The 15,103-nt window shown below is 73.2% G+C and carries 15 protein-coding genes; 8 read left to right on the plus strand and 7 right to left on the minus strand.

What is annotated here, in order from left to right:
* Positions 1 to 11 precede the first annotated feature (11 nt).
* Positions 12 to 572, plus strand: a complete 561-nt coding sequence (locus ACFVYX_RS13640) for a cysteine dioxygenase (RefSeq protein WP_389681505.1) — start codon at positions 12 to 14, stop codon at positions 570 to 572.
* Positions 569 to 976, plus strand: a complete 408-nt coding sequence (locus tag ACFVYX_RS13645) for a rhodanese-like domain-containing protein (RefSeq protein WP_389681506.1) — start codon at positions 569 to 571, stop codon at positions 974 to 976. The genes ACFVYX_RS13640 and ACFVYX_RS13645 overlap by 4 nt, the downstream gene beginning before the upstream one ends.
* 60 nt (positions 977 to 1,036) lie before the next feature.
* Here the strand turns inward: ACFVYX_RS13645 and recX are convergent, their stop codons facing one another.
* The 3 genes from recX to ACFVYX_RS13660 all read right to left on the minus strand — a co-directional run bounded on the left by recX (position 1,037) and on the right by ACFVYX_RS13660 (position 4,631).
* On the minus strand, positions 1,037 to 1,603 hold the full coding sequence (gene recX, locus ACFVYX_RS13650) for a recombination regulator RecX (RefSeq protein ID WP_389681507.1): 567 nt from the start codon (positions 1,601 to 1,603) through the stop codon (positions 1,037 to 1,039).
* 4 nt (positions 1,604 to 1,607) lie between these two features.
* Positions 1,608 to 2,744, minus strand: coding sequence for a recombinase RecA (recA, locus tag ACFVYX_RS13655; RefSeq protein WP_389681508.1), 1,137 nt, complete (start codon positions 2,742 to 2,744; stop codon positions 1,608 to 1,610).
* A 360-nt stretch (positions 2,745 to 3,104) separates the two neighbouring features.
* Positions 3,105 to 4,631 carry an IucA/IucC family protein gene (locus tag ACFVYX_RS13660; RefSeq protein ID WP_389681509.1) on the minus strand — a complete coding sequence of 509 codons (1,527 nt, stop codon included), beginning with the start codon at positions 4,629 to 4,631 and terminating at the stop codon, positions 3,105 to 3,107.
* A gap of 41 nt (positions 4,632 to 4,672) precedes the next feature.
* Here ACFVYX_RS13660 and ACFVYX_RS13665 point away from each other — a divergent pair, with 41 nt between their 5' ends.
* The 5 genes from ACFVYX_RS13665 (at position 4,673) to ACFVYX_RS13685 (ending at position 10,885) form a co-directional block, all read left to right on the plus strand.
* Positions 4,673 to 6,397: an IucA/IucC family protein gene (locus tag ACFVYX_RS13665; protein ID WP_389681510.1), complete on the plus strand. Its 1,725-nt coding sequence runs from the start codon at positions 4,673 to 4,675 to the stop codon at positions 6,395 to 6,397.
* A 239-nt stretch (positions 6,398 to 6,636) separates the two neighbouring features.
* On the plus strand, positions 6,637 to 7,869 hold the full coding sequence (locus tag ACFVYX_RS13670) for a sensor histidine kinase (RefSeq protein WP_389681511.1): 1,233 nt from the start codon (positions 6,637 to 6,639) through the stop codon (positions 7,867 to 7,869).
* The gene (locus tag ACFVYX_RS13675; protein ID WP_389681512.1) at positions 7,866 to 8,534 is read left to right on the plus strand and encodes a response regulator; all 669 of its coding nucleotides are present in this window, start codon (positions 7,866 to 7,868) and stop codon (positions 8,532 to 8,534) included. Before ACFVYX_RS13670 ends, ACFVYX_RS13675 begins: the two co-directional genes overlap by 4 nt.
* A 150-nt stretch (positions 8,535 to 8,684) precedes the next feature.
* A complete protein-coding gene (locus ACFVYX_RS13680) occupies positions 8,685 to 9,986 on the plus strand; it encodes a cytochrome ubiquinol oxidase subunit I (protein ID WP_389681513.1) in 1,302 nt (433 codons plus the stop codon).
* A 119-nt stretch (positions 9,987 to 10,105) separates the two neighbouring features.
* The gene (locus ACFVYX_RS13685) at positions 10,106 to 10,885 is read left to right on the plus strand and encodes a cytochrome d ubiquinol oxidase subunit II (RefSeq protein WP_389681514.1); all 780 of its coding nucleotides are present in this window, start codon (positions 10,106 to 10,108) and stop codon (positions 10,883 to 10,885) included.
* A gap of 9 nt (positions 10,886 to 10,894) precedes the next feature.
* Here the strand turns inward: ACFVYX_RS13685 and ACFVYX_RS13690 are convergent, their stop codons facing one another.
* Both ACFVYX_RS13690 and ACFVYX_RS13695 read right to left on the minus strand, forming a co-directional pair.
* Positions 10,895 to 12,181 carry an AI-2E family transporter gene (locus ACFVYX_RS13690; RefSeq protein ID WP_389681515.1) on the minus strand — a complete coding sequence of 429 codons (1,287 nt, stop codon included), beginning with the start codon at positions 12,179 to 12,181 and terminating at the stop codon, positions 10,895 to 10,897.
* Positions 12,182 to 12,454: 273 nt separating this feature from the next.
* The gene (locus ACFVYX_RS13695; RefSeq protein WP_389681516.1) at positions 12,455 to 12,649 is read right to left on the minus strand and encodes a DUF3046 domain-containing protein; all 195 of its coding nucleotides are present in this window, start codon (positions 12,647 to 12,649) and stop codon (positions 12,455 to 12,457) included.
* A 79-nt stretch (positions 12,650 to 12,728) separates the two neighbouring features.
* Between ACFVYX_RS13695 and ACFVYX_RS13700 the strand changes: the two genes are divergently transcribed.
* Positions 12,729 to 13,658, plus strand: coding sequence for a hypothetical protein (locus tag ACFVYX_RS13700; RefSeq protein WP_389681517.1), 930 nt, complete (start codon positions 12,729 to 12,731; stop codon positions 13,656 to 13,658).
* A 205-nt stretch (positions 13,659 to 13,863) separates the two neighbouring features.
* On the opposite strand, the gene ACFVYX_RS13705 is transcribed toward ACFVYX_RS13700, so the two are convergent.
* Together ACFVYX_RS13705 and ACFVYX_RS13710 are read right to left on the minus strand one after the other, a co-directional pair.
* Positions 13,864 to 14,172, minus strand: coding sequence for an AzlD domain-containing protein (locus ACFVYX_RS13705; protein ID WP_389681518.1), 309 nt, complete (start codon positions 14,170 to 14,172; stop codon positions 13,864 to 13,866).
* Positions 14,169 to 14,912 (minus strand): AzlC family ABC transporter permease, encoded by a 744-nt coding sequence (locus ACFVYX_RS13710; protein ID WP_389681519.1) that lies wholly within the window; start codon positions 14,910 to 14,912, stop codon positions 14,169 to 14,171. Before ACFVYX_RS13710 ends, ACFVYX_RS13705 begins: the two co-directional genes overlap by 4 nt.
* Between the last annotated feature and the right edge of the window lie 191 nt (positions 14,913 to 15,103).

The raw sequence follows: 15,103 nt of genomic DNA on the forward strand, positions 1-15,103 counted from the left end.
GACGGTCACCCGTGTCTCCACACACCCCCGCCCCTTCCCCCTCCCTCTCGCCTTCTCCTTCTGCGGCCGATTCCTCCGGCGGTCCGACGGCCGCCGATCTGCTCGACTTCGTCCGGCGCACGGCAGCGGACCGGGAACTGGTCGGCTCCCTGCCGCTCGACCCCGAGGGCCGCACCTGGGTACGGCTCGACGGCCCCGGCGGCAGCGAGGCCTGGCTCATCGGCTGGCCGCCCGGCACCGGCACCGGCTGGCACGACCACGCCGAGTCCCTCGGCGCCTTCGCCACCGCGCGCGGGACCCTGACCGAGAACGCGCTCGCCGTCCGGCTGCCGGTGAGCGGCTGGAAGACCCTGGAACTGGCCGAGGGGCTCGACCGCTCCCGCCGTCTCGGCGAGGGCGGGGGCCGCGCCTTCGGCACGCACCACGTGCACGAGGTGCTCAACGAGTCACCGGACACCCACGCGGTGTCGGTGCACGCCTACCATCCGCCGCTGCCGCTGATCCGGCGGTTCAGCCGGACGGGCGCGGTGCTCCGTCTTGAGCAGGTCGAGCGTCCGGAGGACTGGCAGTGAGCGACGAACGCGTAGGCATCGACGAGCTCCTGGAGCGGATCAGGTCGGGCCTCGACCGGATCGCTCCCCGGGCCGCCCATGAGGCGTACGAGGCGGGTGACGCGCTCCTGGTGGACACCCGCTACGCGGCCCTGCGGGAACGGGACGGTCTGATCCCGGGCGCGCTGGTGGTGGAGCGCAACGAACTGGAATGGCGGCTGGACCCCCGGGGCAGCCACCGGGCGCCGGAGGCAAGCAGCCACGACCTGCGGGTGGTGGTCTTCTGCGACGAGGGCTACGCCTCCTCGCTCGCGGCCGAGTCCCTGCGTCGCCTCGGCCTCCACCGGGCGACCGACGTGATCGGCGGCTTCCAGGCCTGGAAGGCCGAGGGCCTCCCGGTCCTCCCCCCGACCAGGGCCGACTGAAGTCCGCCCCAGCGACGCCGGAGGCATGACGGTCGGCTGGTGACTCCCTCCTCCGGGAGATCAGAAGGATTCGTCGAGGCCGTCCGTGTCCTCGCCCTCGGCCTCCAGCGCCTGGCGGACGACACGGAGGGCCATGCCCTCGGGATACCCCTTGCGGGCGAGCATCCCGGCGAGCCGCCGCAGACGCCGGTCGCGGTCGAGTCCGCGGGTGGCGCGCAGCTTGCGGGCCACGAGCTCGCGCGCCGTGGCCTCCTCCCGCTCGGAGTCGAGCTGCTCCACCGCCTCCTGGATGAGGGACGGCTCGACGCCCTTCGTCCGCAGCTCACGGGCGAGAGCCCGGCGGGCGAGGCCCCGGCCGTGGTGGCGGGACTCCACCCACGCCCCCGCGAAGGCGGCGTCGTCGATGAGCCCGACGTCCTCGAAGCGGGAGAGGACCTCCTCCGCCACCTCGTCGGGGATCTCCCGCTTGCGCAGCGCGTCGGCGAGCTGCTTGCGCGTGCGGGGGGTCCCGGTGAGCAGGCGCAGACAGATCGCCCGCGCCCGCTCAGCCGGATCCTGGGGTGACAGCTCCTTCTCGGCCCTCGACGAGTCGGGGCTGTCACCCGGCCATTCGGTGCGACCGGTCACCGGTTCAGCTCTTGACCGCGGTGGCCTTGGTCGCCTTCGCGGTCTTGCTCACGGGTGCCGGGACGCTCTTGGCGGCGTCGTCCGTGCCGGCCGCGTCCGCGGCGACCGCCGCGTCCGCCCCCGGCTCGGCCTTCGCGGCCTCGGGCCGGACGCCGACGCCCAGCTTCTCCTTGATCTTCTTCTCGATCTCGTCGGCGAGGTCGGGGTTGTCCTTCAGGAAGTTGCGGGCGTTCTCCTTGCCCTGGCCGAGCTGGTCGCCTTCGTACGTGTACCAGGCACCGGCCTTGCGCACGAAGCCGTGCTCCACGCCCATGTCGATCAGACCGCCCTCGCGGCTGATGCCCTGGCCGTAGAGGATGTCGAACTCGGCCTGCTTGAACGGGGGCGCGACCTTGTTCTTGACGACCTTGACGCGGGTGCGGTTGCCGACCGCGTCCGTGCCGTCCTTGAGGGTCTCGATACGGCGGATGTCGAGACGCACCGAGGCGTAGAACTTCAGGGCGCGGCCACCGGTCGTGGTCTCCGGCGAGCCGAACATCACGCCGATCTTCTCGCGGAGCTGGTTGATGAAGATCGCCGTGGTCTTGGACTGGTTGAGCGCGCTGGTGATCTTCCGGAGCGCCTGGCTCATCAGTCGGGCCTGGAGGCCGACGTGCGAGTCACCCATCTCGCCCTCGATCTCCGCACGCGGGACGAGCGCGGCGACGGAGTCGATGACGATCAGGTCGAGGGCGCCGGAGCGGACCAGCATGTCGACGATCTCGAGGGCCTGCTCGCCGTTGTCCGGCTGGGACAGGATCAGGTTGTCGATGTCGACGCCGAGCTTCTTGGCGTACTCGGGGTCGAGGGCGTGCTCGGCGTCCACGAAGGCCACCTGGCCGCCGGCCTTCTGGGCGTTGGCCACGGCGTGCAGGGTCAGGGTCGTCTTACCGGAGGACTCCGGTCCGTAGACCTCCACGACGCGGCCGCGCGGCAGGCCACCGACGCCGAGGGCGATGTCGAGGGCGGTCGATCCGGTGGAGATCACCTCGATCGGCTCCTGGACGCGGTCACCCATGCGCATCACGGCGCCCTTGCCGAATTGGCGTTCAATCTGTGCGAGCGCGGCGTCGAGCGCCTTCTCGCGGTCGGTTCCTGCCATGGGTTCCACCCGGTTTGCTTGAGTCGATCGCTTCATGTGAAAGACGCTAACCCCTGCCACTGACAATGGGCCCCGGCGTCCCCTCCGGCCTGTGGACAACTCGCCGACAACCCCGCGATTCCAAGGACCGGACTCCCATGAGAATGGATGTTCGATTTCAGTGTCAAGCGCACCACGCCCGGGCCGGTGCCCTGTTCCCGGGCCGTACCGAGGCCGACCCCAGGCGACGAGACGCGGCAGCGAGCGCACCCCTCGCACCACCGCGGCTTGTGACGGTCGTCATGGAAGGCGGTGGGCTTCCTGGCCACGACGTCTCCCAGCCCTCTCCGACGGAGACGCCGTCCCCGGTGGCACTCGCAGTCAGAGGGCGCTCCCGCGGGCGCCGGCTCCTGCCACCGAGGGGTGCTGGAGCGCCATCCACAGGTCGCCGCCGTTCGGGTCCAGTCGCATCAGGGTGAGGGCCTTCGCCGGGAGCGGTTCCGTCCGCAGGGCGTACAGGTCGGGGGTGGGGGCGAGATCGCGGGTGGCCGCCTCCAGGATCTCGCCGAGGGTCGGCGCGTCACCGGCCAGCGGGCCGAGCGCACCGGTGACCAGGCTGCCGAGGACCTTGCGGCGGAGCACGGCCGGGTCGTCGTTCAGGAGCCGACCGCTCACAGGCGGTGCCGGGATCCCGTACCGGGCCAGCCGGGCGGGGCTGATGCGGATGTCGGCGAGGTCACGGTAGACGAGGCGCCTGGCCCGGTCCTCGGCGTCGACGACGACGAGCAGGTTCTGACCGTGCGCCTCGAGCGCCACCCCGAGGTCCAGCAGTTCCAGGCAGGCCCCGAGGGCCAGCCGCGCGAACCCGACGGCCCGGTCGAGCCGTTCCTCCGGCGGGCGGGAGGCGAGGAGCGCGGGCAGAGCCGCCACCGGGACGATCCTCTCCCCGGCCGTCGCGTCCGCGTGGACATGCGGCGACTCGCGCAGGAGCGCCGCCAGGTCGGCCGTTCCCGCCCCGGCCACCGCCAGGTTGCGGGCGATGCGCAGCCGCCCGTCGAGCCGGCGGACGAGCCGCTCGACGAAGTCGGAGGTCGCGACGGCGTGGGTGACGGTGTACTCCGAGATGTCCCGGACGGCCGAGGTGAGCCGCGTACTCAGCGACGTCTTGACGTGCGTGGCGCCGCCGATGTCGAGCGTCCGCAGGGAGAGCAGGGGGTGTCCGGCCGGACCGGGTCGCAGCGGCCGGCCTGACAGGACGTGCCGGGCCTGCCAGGGGTGCACGGGGATCAGCACGGCGGCGCCGTCACGAAGCTCGCGGGGCCACTCCCCCGACACCGCCGCCCCCTCGACCACGGCCAGCCGCAGGGCGACCACGGGCCGGTGCTCCGGCGCGTAGGCCAGTTGCTCGGCTGCGGAGAACCCGGGCCGGGAGCGGCAGCCCGGATGATACGGATGGCCGTCGGTCTCCCCCTGCTCCCACTCCCAGGGATGGACCGGCGGAGTCTCCCGTCGAGGCGCCGTGCGCGAGAGGGCGAGCGACGCGGCACTGTGGTCGAGCTCGGCGGCCAGCCGGCCGCCTCCCGGCACGGCCAGGGCGGTCACCAGTTCAGCCGGGTGGTCGTACCGGGCCCCGTCGAGGCGGAGCTCGGACACCGAGGCGGCCGTCGCCCAGGGGTCCGAGAGCGGGCCGCGCAGACGCCGCCCGTCGGCCAGGCACAGCGTGACGCCTTCGCCGTCGGCCGTGCGCGCGGCGATCCAGGGCATCGGCTCATGGACGAGACCGCGCCAGAGCCGTGTCAGCACCGCGGCCCTGGCACCGGGAAGCTCCGCGGCGTACGCGGCCGTCAGCGCCGGCCGGACGGTGTCCAGCTCGGCGGCGAGGGTGCGCTCCGCGGCAGTTCGGCACATGCGGATGTTCTATCGCAGTCGAACGCAATCCACACATACTGATGTCGATGAACAGACTCACGCGGGCCGCCGACGCGCTGGCGGTGACACCCCTGCTGAACTGCCTGCTCCGCGAGGCAGCGGACCCAGCGGCGGACCCGGTGGCGGACGCGACAGCGGGGGCCGAGGACCGGGCGGTGGACCGAGCGGCGGGCCGGTCGGTGGACCGAGCGGCGGACCTCGTGGCGGACCAGGCGGCGGCCCCTGCCGTACGGCAGGCCGCTGACCCTGCCGAGGCCCCCGCCGAGCCCCCCGCCCGCGACCTCACCGAGGACCTGTCCACCGCGTACACCGTCCACCGTCTGCGCGTCAGCGGCCGGCTTCTGCGCGTCCGCCCCGGCCACCGCACCTCCGACGCCGAACTGTGGACGGGGCACATCTGGCGTCCCCTGCGCCACGCGGAACTCGTCGACCTCGCCGTCCGGGAGATGCACGCCTCCACCGGGCGGACCAACCCGGCGCTGGCCGCCGAGATGGCCGCGAGCCGTACCGCCGTGCGGGCCGTACTCGCCGCACGCGCCCGTACGGCACCGCCCGAGGACCCCTGGCTACGCTCCGAACAGGCACTGGTCATGGGCCACCCGTGCCACCCCGCCCCCAAGGCGCGCACCAGTGGCGGCCCCCCTGCCGCCTGGCTGCGCTACGCCCCCGAGGCGTACGCCCAGTTCCCGCTCGTCCTGCTCGGCGTACGCGAGGACGCGGTCGTCGAGGACGGCGACACCCGGGCCCTGGACGCCCTCGGCGAGGCACCCCCCGGCTACCGGCTGCTTCCCGCCCACCCCTGGCAGCTCGAACTGTCCGACCGGGCCACGCGCGTGCGTACCGCCTTCGCCGAGGGGCGCCTCGTCCGTCTGGGCGTCACTCCCCGGTCCGCGCGGCCGACGGCTTCGGTGCGCACCCTGCACGTCCCGGGGGACGGCTCCCGGGACGGCGGGGACCTGTTCCTGAAGTTCAGCCTCGACGTACGGATCACCAACGACGTCCGCCGGATGCGACGGCACGAACTGCTCCACGTACGCCGCACGGACCCGCTCGTCACCGCCGCCTTCGCGGCCATGGACGGTCCCGCGGCCTGGCTCAGCGACCGCGGCTACCGGACGGTGGACGGCCTCTTCGAGACCTGCGCCGTCGTCGTCCGGGACGGCCTCGACCGGCATCTGGTCCCCGGTTCGACCGCCGTGCTGGCCGCCGCGCTCGCCGAGGGCTTCCCCGGCAACCCCCTCGACCGCGTCGACGATCCCCTGCCCTGGTGGTCGGCCTATCTGCGGTGTGTCGTGGCGCCCGTCCTGGAGGCGTTCGCCCGCTTCGGCGTCGTCGTGGAGTGCCACCTGCAGAACACGCTGGTCGCGGTCGACGCTCAGGGCGCCCCCGTCCAGGCCGTCTTCCGTGACGCGGAGGGTGCCAAGACTGTCCCTCCGATGCCCCGCGCGGCGGCGTGGCGGAGGCTCGTCTACTGCCTCGTCGTCAACAACCTCTCCGAGATCGCCGGTGCCCTCACCCACCGCTTCCCGGGCTCAGGACCCGCCCTGTGGGCCCTGGCCCGCGCCGAGTTCGAGCGGGGCGGGCGGCTGCGGGCCCTTCCCGACGTCGAGGGCCTGCTCGACTCCCCCACCCTCCCCGGCAAGGCCAACCTGCTCTCCCGCTGGATCGGTGCGGAGGCGACGGCCCCGCACTACCTCCCGGTGCCCAACCCCCTCGCGAACGGCCGGGCCCGGCGCCTCCCGTGACCGAGCCCGCCGCCAGACCCCCAGGCCCAGCACCACGAAGGGCCCGCACGACACCCACAGCACGGCCGGGATGAGCACCAGCGCCCACCATTCGTCCGCCGTCCCGAACATCATCGAGGCCCCCCGAGTCCGCCCCTTCCCGCACCCGTGCCCCGGCGGAGCCCGGCCGCGAACCGCTCCCCGGCGACCCGCTCCCGCGCGAACCACCCCCGGAACGGCCCCCGCCTATCCTTCGACGCATGTCCCTCCCGCCCCGTTCCCCCGGCCGGTCCCCCCGCGAGCGTCTTTCGCCGCGGGCCGCCGACGCCCTGGTGGCGGGTGCCGTCCTGGTCGTCGTCGCCGTGTGGACCCTCGTCTCGGCGCGGTACGCGAGCGAGCCCGTGGTCCGTACGGTGCTCGGCTGGGCGCTCGTCCTGGTCGGGTGCGGGGCGCTGTACTTCCGTCGGCGTCAGCCGGTCGCGGTGGCCGTCGTCACGCTGCTCGCGTGCGTCGTCTACTACCCGCTGTCCGCCCAGGACGGCCCGCTCATGATCACCTTCGCGCTCGCGCTGTACACGACCGCCGCCGAAGGCCGGTTCGCCGCCGCCGTCGCGCTCGCCGCCGTCACCCTGCTCGCGGTGGGCCTCGGGGAGGTCCGGCAGCAGCCGGGCCACCGCCAGATCGACGACACCTCGCTCGTGATGCTGGCCGGCTGGCTGATCAGCCTCGTCGCGGTGGGCCGGGCCCAGCGCACCCGGATCGCCTATCTGCACGAGGTGGAGCAGCGGGCGCTCGCGGCCGAACGCGAGCAGGAGGCCCGCGCCCGGCAGAGCGCCACCGAGGAGCGGCTGCGGATCGCCCGCGAGGTGCACGACGTGCTCGGCCACAGCATCTCGCTGATCAACGTCCAGTCCGGTGCGGCGCTGCACCGGCTCGGCAAGGGGCCCGCGCCCGAGGCGGGGCTCGTCACCGCGACCGAGGCCCTGGAGGCCGTGAAGGCCACCAGCAAGGACGCGCTGCGGGAGCTGCGGGCGACCCTCGGGGTGCTGCGCCGCGCCGACGAGCCGACGCCGACCGCCCCGTCCTCCTCCGGTCTCGCGCTCCTCGGCGATCTCGCCGAGCGGGCCCGGGGTGCCGGTCTCGACGTCCGTACGGAGTCCACCGGCACGCCCGTGCCCCTGCCGCCGCCCGTCGACCTCGCCGCGTACCGGATCGTGCAGGAGTCGCTGACGAACGTCACCCGCCACGCGGGCGCGAGGACCGTCCGCATCACCCTCGACTGGGGAGCGGACGTGGTACGGCTGCGGATCGAGGACGACGGCGGGGGCGCGCCGGAGGGGCGGCCGCTGGGCAGCGGCATCCGGGGCATGGCGGAGCGGGCCCGGGCGTTCGGCGGCGAGCTGACCGCCGAGAATGGGGCCGGCGGCGGTTTCCTGGTGGACGCGCGGCTGCCGCTCTCCGTACCCACCGTGCCCGAGGGGGACCCCCGATGATCCGTGTCGTGCTCGCCGACGACCAGACCCTGGTCCGGGCCGGCTTCCGGTCGATCCTCTCCGACGAGGAGGACATCGAGGTCGTGGGCGAGGCCGGGGACGGGGAGCGCGCGATCGGCCTCGCCCGCGAACTGCGCCCCGATGTGGTCCTGATGGACATCCGCATGCCGGTGCTCGACGGCCTCGAGGCCACCCGCCGCATCACCGCCGACGAGCGGCTCGCGGGGGTACGGGTGGTCATCCTGACCACCTTCGACGCGGACGACCATGTGTACGGGGCACTGCGCGCGGGCGCGTCGGGCTTCCTCGTGAAGGACACCGAGCCGATGGAACTGCTGCACGCGGTACGGGTCGTGGCGCGCGGCGACGCCCTGATCGCCCCGGCCGTGACGCGCCGCCTCATCGCCGAGTTCGCGGCACGGGCCGATCGGCAGCCCGATCCGAGCCCCCGGCTCAACGCCCTCACAGAGCGGGAGCGCGAGGTTCTCGGTCTGGTCGGCGCCGGGCTCTCCAACGACGAGATCGCCGGCCGGCTCGTGCTCTCCCCCGCCACCGCGAAGACCCATGTCAGCCGGATCATGACCAAGCTGGCGGTGCGCGACCGGGCGCAGCTGGTGATCCTGGCGTACGAGTCCGGGATGATCACGCCGGGCTGGCTGGCGTAACCCGTTCCGGTGCCCCGGCCCGTAGGGGACCGGGGCCGGCCGTCGCGACTCGGGGAGTACGCGCGCGTGGGCCGGCGCAACCGCTGGGGTACGGCCGGTGTCCACCGGGGGCTGACGCCGGGCCGCTGACCGTACGCCGACGCTGTACGGGTGAACCAGGACGTACTCGATCTCGCGCGGCTGCAGTTCGCCCTCACCGCGGGCGGCCACTTCCTCTTCGTCGCCCTCACCCTGGGGCTCGCGACGGTCGTCGCCGTGCTCCAGACGAAGGCCACGTTCGGCCGGAAGCCGCTGGACGCCCGCATGGTGCGGTTCTGGGGCCAGTTGTACGTGATCAACTACGCGGTCGGGATCGTCACGGGTCTCGTGATGGAGTTCCAGTTCGGCATGGCGTGGAGCGGGCTCACCCATGAGGCGGGGAACGTCCTCGGTGCCTCGCTCGCCGTGGAGACGATCGTGGCGTTCTTCGTCGAGTCGACTTTCCTCGGCCTGTGGATCTTCGGCTGGAACCGGCTCAACCGCTGGGCGCATCTGGCCGCGATCTGGATCGTCGTCCTGACCGCCTGTCTGTCGGCGTACTGGATCCTCGTCTCCAACGGCTTCCTCAACCACCCGGTCGGGTACGGCTCCGAGCACGGTGAGCTCGTGCTCGACGACCCGGTGGCGGTGCTGACCAATCCCTCCGCGCTGCTCGCCTTCGGGCACGTGCTCGCGGGGGCGCTGCTCACAGCGGGCTTCTTCATGGCCGGGGTGAGCGCGTACCACCTCTTCCGGCGGAGCCCCGAGTGGGCGTTCTTCGGGCGCAGCCTGCGGTTCGGCGTGTTCCTGTCGGCGCCCGCGCTGATGGTGACCGCCGTCTTCGGCGGAGTGCAGTTCGCCGTCCTGGACGCCTTCCAGCCGATGAAGTCGGCCGTGTTCAGCGGGAAGTCCGCCGAGATCGCTCGGGTCCAGGCGGAGCTGACGGAGCGCTTCGGCCCTGGTGACTACGTGCCCTCGGAGGCGTGGACCCGGGGCGGCGCGCTGCTGATGCTCATCAGCTTCGCCCTGATGATGTACCTCTGCTTCGCCGGGGTGATCCTGGCCTCCTTCAGGAAGGTCGTCTTCCGGTTCCGCCTCTGGCATCTCGTCCTGATGGCGGCCGTGCCTCTGCCGTACCTCGCGATGATCAGCGGCTGGGTCTTCCGGGAGTCAGGGCGCCAGCCCTGGGTGGTGTACGGGCTCCTCAGGACGGAGGACGCGGTCTCGGACCTCTCCCCCGGCACCATGCGCCTCTCCCTCACCGTCTTCACCACGGTCTTCGTCCTGCTCGCCGTCCTCAACGCCTGGCTCCTCACGCGGCACGCCCGCCGGGGCCCCGTCGAGTCGGGCCTCGGCCACGACGAGCGCCCCGCCGAGGGCGAAGAGGACCGTGCGCCCGACCCGTCCGCGGCGCTGCCCGCGCCCCGCTACTGAGCCGAGTCCCCGAACGTCCCTTTCGTACCGCCGAGCATTCTGTCGTGCCGCCCGAGCATCCCTTTCGTACCGCCGACCATCCCTTTCGTACAGCCCCGAGGAAAGCCCGAGGAGCCCCCGTGGAGACCCTGGCCATCGTCCTGCTCGCCTTCTTCGCGGTGGGCTGGTCCGTCCTCGCCGGGGCGGACATCGGTACCGGCATGCTCACCCCCTGGCTCGGCCGGAGCGACCACGAGCGGAGGCTCGTCCTCACCTCCTTCGCGCCCTTCTTCCTGGGCAACGAGGTCTGGCTCGTCGCCACCGCCGGCGTCCTCGTGGGCTGCTTCCCGGCGCTCGAAGGAGACCTGCTGAGCGGTCAGATCCCGGTCGTCGTGGCCCTGCTGACCGGCTGGACCGTCCGGGACGCGGGACTCTGGTCGCGCGGCCGCGGCCCCGGTCCGCGCTGGCGCGCGACCTGCGACGGGGCCGTGACGTGCGGAAGCTGGACCGTCGCGCTGTCCTGGGGGTGGCTGCTCGCGGCCCTCCTCACCGGGCGGCCGTACACCACCGCGACCGGCCCCTCGGCCGTCCTCACCGCGCTCGCCGTGGCCGCCCTGTTCGCCGCGCACGGGCTGGGTTTCGCCACGCTCCGGCTCACGGGACGGCCGTACGAGCGTGCTCGCCTGCTCGTCGGGCACGCCGGGCGCCCCTGGCAGTCCTTCGCGCTCACCGCGGGCCTGATGGGCGGCCTTCCGCTCTGGGCGGGGACCGCGCTCCCGCTCCCCGAGCGGGCGGCGGCCCCTTCCACGCTCGGTCTGCTGGTGCCCGCCCTGCTGTGCGTCACCCCGCTGCTCGTGGCCGTGCAGGCATGGATCTGGCACACCTTCCGGCACCGGGTCACCCGGCCCTCGTACCTCTGAGCCGCGGGCTCACGAATCCTCGGGTGCGCCGGTCTCCTTCTTGTGGTGCAGGGCCTTCTGCAGCCGGGCCACGACCGCCTCGCCGTATCTGCGGTGGCCGTGGACGCGCGGGTCGTCGGTCACGTCGTACCGCTTCACATAGGCGCCGAGGAAGGCCTGGAGAGTGGCGACGGCCGGGATGGCGATCAGCGCGCCGACGGCACCGAGCAGCGCCGTCCCCGCGACGACCGAGCCGAAGGCCACCGCCGGGTGGATGTCCACGGTCTTGGAGGTGAGCTTCGGCTGGAGCACGTAGTTCTCGAACTGCTGGTAGGTCACGACGAAGCACAGCACCCACAGCGCGTACCAGGGGTTGACGGTGAAGGCGATCAGCATCGGCAGCGCACCGGCCAGGTAGGTGCCGATGGTGGGGATGAACTGCGAGACCAGGCCGACCCACACCGCGAGCGCGGGCGCGTACGGCACGTCCAGGATCTCCAGGAGCACGAAGTGCGCGACGCCGGAGATGAGGGCCATGAGCCCGCGCGAATAGAGGTAACCGCCCGTCTTGTCGACCGCGATCTCCCAGGCCCGCAGCACCTCGGCCTGCCGGGCCGGCGGCAGGACGGAGCAGAGGGCGCGCCGCAGCCGGGGCCCGTCTGCGGCGAAGTAGAACGAGAACAGGAAGATCATCAGAAGCCGGAACAGGCCGCCGAGGACGGTGGCGGAGACGTCGAGCACGCCGGAGGCGCTGTTCTGCACGTACTTCTGCAGCCAGTCGGAGCTCAGGAGGCTGTCCTGGACCTCGACCCGCGACAGGTCCGTGTGGAAGGTCTGGTTGATCCACTTGATCACCGAGTCGAGGTACTGGGGGAAGTTCTCGACCATGTCCACGATCTGGCCGGCGAGCATCGAGCCCAGGAGGACGACGAAGCCGATGCCGAAGACCAGAACGGCGAAGAAGACCAGGAAGGTGGCGAGGCCCCGGCGCATCCCCCGCGCGGCCATCCGTCCGACCGCCGGTTCGATGGCGAGGGCCAGGAAGAAGGCGAGCAGGATGTTGACGAGGAGGCCGACGAGCTGGTGGAAGGCCCAGTTGCCCAGCAGGAAGCAGGCGTAGAGCGCGAGGGCGAGGACGAGGGCGCGGGGCAGCCAGCGCGGCATCCTGGCGGCCGGATCGCCGGCCGCCACGGACGCCGCGCCTCCGCCGTCACCACCGCCGTCGCCTCTGTCGGCCGGGGCCACGGAAGCGGTCGGTGTCGTCGCATCGGCCGAAGCCGTCAGGTCGGTCGTCTCGGTGTCGTCAGTCGGGGCCACCCCGTCAGTCTCGCGCACCGCACGGACATTCCACCCCGGGACCCCGCGCATCGCCTCCGGCCACCCCGCCCGGCTCCGTCCCGCACCGTGCCGTCGCCCCGCCCGGCCACCCGCCTCCGGGCCTCCGGCCGCCCGAATTCGGCCGCCCGCCGTACCCCCGGCCGCGCGTCGGCCGGTCGCCGTACCGCCCGCCAGTCACCCAATCCCTCGCCCGCCGTACGCCCGGCCCGGTCGCCGTACCGTCCGCCGGTCACCCCGTCCTTCGCCCGCCGGTCACCGCTTGTCGGCGGGCACGTCGACGGCCGCGCACACCGCCCGCCACACGTCCTTCGCCTCCCAGCCGGCTTCCAGCGCCTCGCGTACCGTCCGGCCCCCGAGCTCCGTCATCACATGGTCCCGCGCGAAGGACTCGGCGTAGGACTCACCGAAGTGGTCCGCCATCCGCTCCCAGAAAATCGTCAACCGCATGACCCCAGTATCCCGCTCCCAAGAGTGCAGCCCGCTCCGTAAGCCTTGTCACCGCGTCTTTCCGCCCTACGGTCGGAGCATGGCCGAAAAACCCCTCTCCTCTCCGCCCCCGACCCCGCTGGCCCGCGCCGAGCGCTTCGTCTGGCTGACGGCCCGTGTCCTCGAACAGCGCAGGTTCGCCTACCACTTCCTGCGCGGCGGCGCGGATCAGGTGGAGACGGCCCTCGCGGCGCACCTCAACGAGGACGGCGGCTACGGCCACGCGCTCGAACCCGATCTGCGCGGACCGGTCAGCCAGCCCCTGCACACCGCGCACGCCCTGCGGGTCCTCGACTCCATCGGCCGCTGCGGCGGGCTGCGCGTGGAGCGGATCTGCCGGTACCTCACCGAGGTGTCCACCCACGACGGGGCACTCCCGGCGGTCCACCCGTCCCAGCGCGCGTACCCGTCGGCTCCGTTCGCCCCGGTCGTCGACTCCCCGCCGAGCGCGCTGCTCACGACCGGCCCCGTCGTCGGGCTGCTGCACCGCAACCAGGTGTGGCACGCGTGGTTGTTCCGTGCCACCGAGTTCTGCTGGTCGGCGGTGGAGTCGCTGGAGAAGTCCCATCCGTACGAGATCGAGGCCGCGGTCGCCTTCCTGGACGGGGCCCCGGACCGCTCGCGGGCGGAGGTGGCCGCCGACCGCCTCGGCCGTCTCGTCCGTGAACAGCGGCTCGCCGTCCTGGACCCGGACCGGCAGGAGGACTACCCCCTGGCCGAGGGTTACGCGCCGGGGGAGCTGCACTTCCCGCACGACTACGCGCGCGTGCCGGACTCGCTGGCCGCCCGCTGGTTCACGGAGGAGGAGATGGCCCGTTCCCTGGACCGGCTCGCGGCCGACCAGGAGGAGGACGGCGGCTGGCCGATCCGCCGGCGGGCCTGGGCCCCCGGGTCGGCCCTTGAGGGGCGGCCGATCGTCACCGTCGAGGCCCTGCGCACCCTGCGCGCCCACGGCCGCCCCGTCGGCTGAGCCGGGCGAACCGGCCGCCGCCGTGCGCCCGAGGGGTGATGGTCGCGGCTGCCGCCGGAGTACCCAGGGCGCGGCCAGTCGCGAGCCGGCCGGAGGTTCGGCTGTCGCGGGCCGGCCGGGTTCGGCTGTCGCGGGCCGGCCGGAGGTTCGGCTGTCGCAGGCCGGCCGGGGTTCGACTATCGCAGGCCGGCGCGGAGCACAGCCCTCACCAGCCCAGGGCCCGTACCCCCGCCGTGACGGCGACGGCCGCGCCCACGACGACCAGGAACGGTGCCCGCAGGACGAGCGCGACGGCCGCCGCCGCGAGTCCGGCCGCGCGGGCGTCCAGGACAACGGTGCTGCCCGCGCCGAACGTCTGCTGGGCGGTGAGTGCGGCGAGCAGCGCCACGGGGAGCAGGGCGGCGAGCCGCTGGACGAGCGGACGTTCGAGCGCTCCGGCGGGTACGAGCAGGCCGAGCAGCTTGACCAGGTAGCAGCCGGCCACGGTGAGGCCGATCGCGATCCAGACGTTCATCGGGAGTCCTTCTCTCGTCCGGCCGGGGCCGTGCGGCGGCGGCCCTGGAGCCAGAGCACCGTGGGTGCGGCGAGGGCCGCCGCCAGGACCGGGACCCCCGCCGGCAGCACGGGCAGCAGCCCGAGGCCGAGCAGGACGGCGATGCCGGCGGTGGCCCGCTCGGTCGCCGACTTCAGCATGGGGGCGAGCAGGGCCAGGAAGACGGCGGGTCCTGCCGCGTCGAGCCCCCAGGCGGCGGTGTCGCCGAGCGCCTCGGCGCCGAGCGCCCCCAGCAGGGTGGTCGCGTTCCACAGGACGTACAGCGTGAGTCCGGTGACGGTGAAGCCGAGGCGGGCCGCCCGGCGCGACGGCTGGGCGAGGGCGACTGCCGTGGTCTCGTCGATCACCCAGTGGGCGGCGAACGGCCGGACGGCCCTCGGCAGAGCCAGGAGCTGGGAGAGCCGCAGCCCGTAGAAGGCGTTGCGGGTGCCGAGGAAGAAGGCGCCGGCGGCCGCCGTGAACGGGTTGCCGCCGGCGGCGAGCGCTCCGACCAGCGCGAACTGTGAGGCGCCGGTGAAGACGAGCAGGCTGAGGACGCAGGTCTGGAGGACGCTGAGCCCGGAGCCCGCCGAGGTGACGCCGAAGGCGAAGCCGGAGAGGCCGACGGCGATGCCGACACCGAGGGCGTCGCGGACGACAGCCGCGTCGGGTTTGGCCGGTGCGCTGTCGCGTATGACGGGGGATGCTGTCTGTTCTGCCACGTCAGGACGGTACGGCGGAGCCGACGGCCCGGTCTTGTACGTTCTTGCGCCGCCGTTCCCCAGGGGGTGTCTTGTCGATCAGGCCGGGCTCGCGGCACGGGGGGCGAGCATCAACTCACCCCCCAGCGACGCCCCCCGGGGTAACACCCCCCCCGCACCCCCACACACACCGGGAAAAAAAACGATAGAAA

This window comes from Streptomyces sp. NPDC058326 (assembly GCF_042879855.1).
In the GTDB taxonomy this organism is placed as follows: domain Bacteria; phylum Actinomycetota; class Actinomycetes; order Streptomycetales; family Streptomycetaceae; genus Streptomyces.

What these genes read in the sequence shown, in the direction of transcription:
- recA (WP_389681508.1), bottom strand. Translation starts at nt 2,744, where the DNA reads ATGGCAGGAACCGACCGCGAGAAGGCGCTCGACGCCGCGCTCGCACAG.
- ACFVYX_RS13660 (WP_389681509.1), bottom strand. Translation starts at nt 4,631, where the DNA reads ATGTGCCGAACTGCCGCGGAGCGCACCCTCGCCGCCGAGCTGGACACC.
- ACFVYX_RS13665 (WP_389681510.1), top strand. Translation starts at nt 4,673, where the DNA reads ATGTCGATGAACAGACTCACGCGGGCCGCCGACGCGCTGGCGGTGACA.
- ACFVYX_RS13670 (WP_389681511.1), top strand. Translation starts at nt 6,637, where the DNA reads ATGTCCCTCCCGCCCCGTTCCCCCGGCCGGTCCCCCCGCGAGCGTCTT.
- ACFVYX_RS13675 (WP_389681512.1), top strand. Translation starts at nt 7,866, where the DNA reads ATGATCCGTGTCGTGCTCGCCGACGACCAGACCCTGGTCCGGGCCGGC.
- ACFVYX_RS13695 (WP_389681516.1), bottom strand. Translation starts at nt 12,649, where the DNA reads ATGCGGTTGACGATTTTCTGGGAGCGGATGGCGGACCACTTCGGTGAG.
- ACFVYX_RS13700 (WP_389681517.1), top strand. Translation starts at nt 12,729, where the DNA reads ATGGCCGAAAAACCCCTCTCCTCTCCGCCCCCGACCCCGCTGGCCCGC.
- ACFVYX_RS13705 (WP_389681518.1), bottom strand. Translation starts at nt 14,172, where the DNA reads ATGAACGTCTGGATCGCGATCGGCCTCACCGTGGCCGGCTGCTACCTG.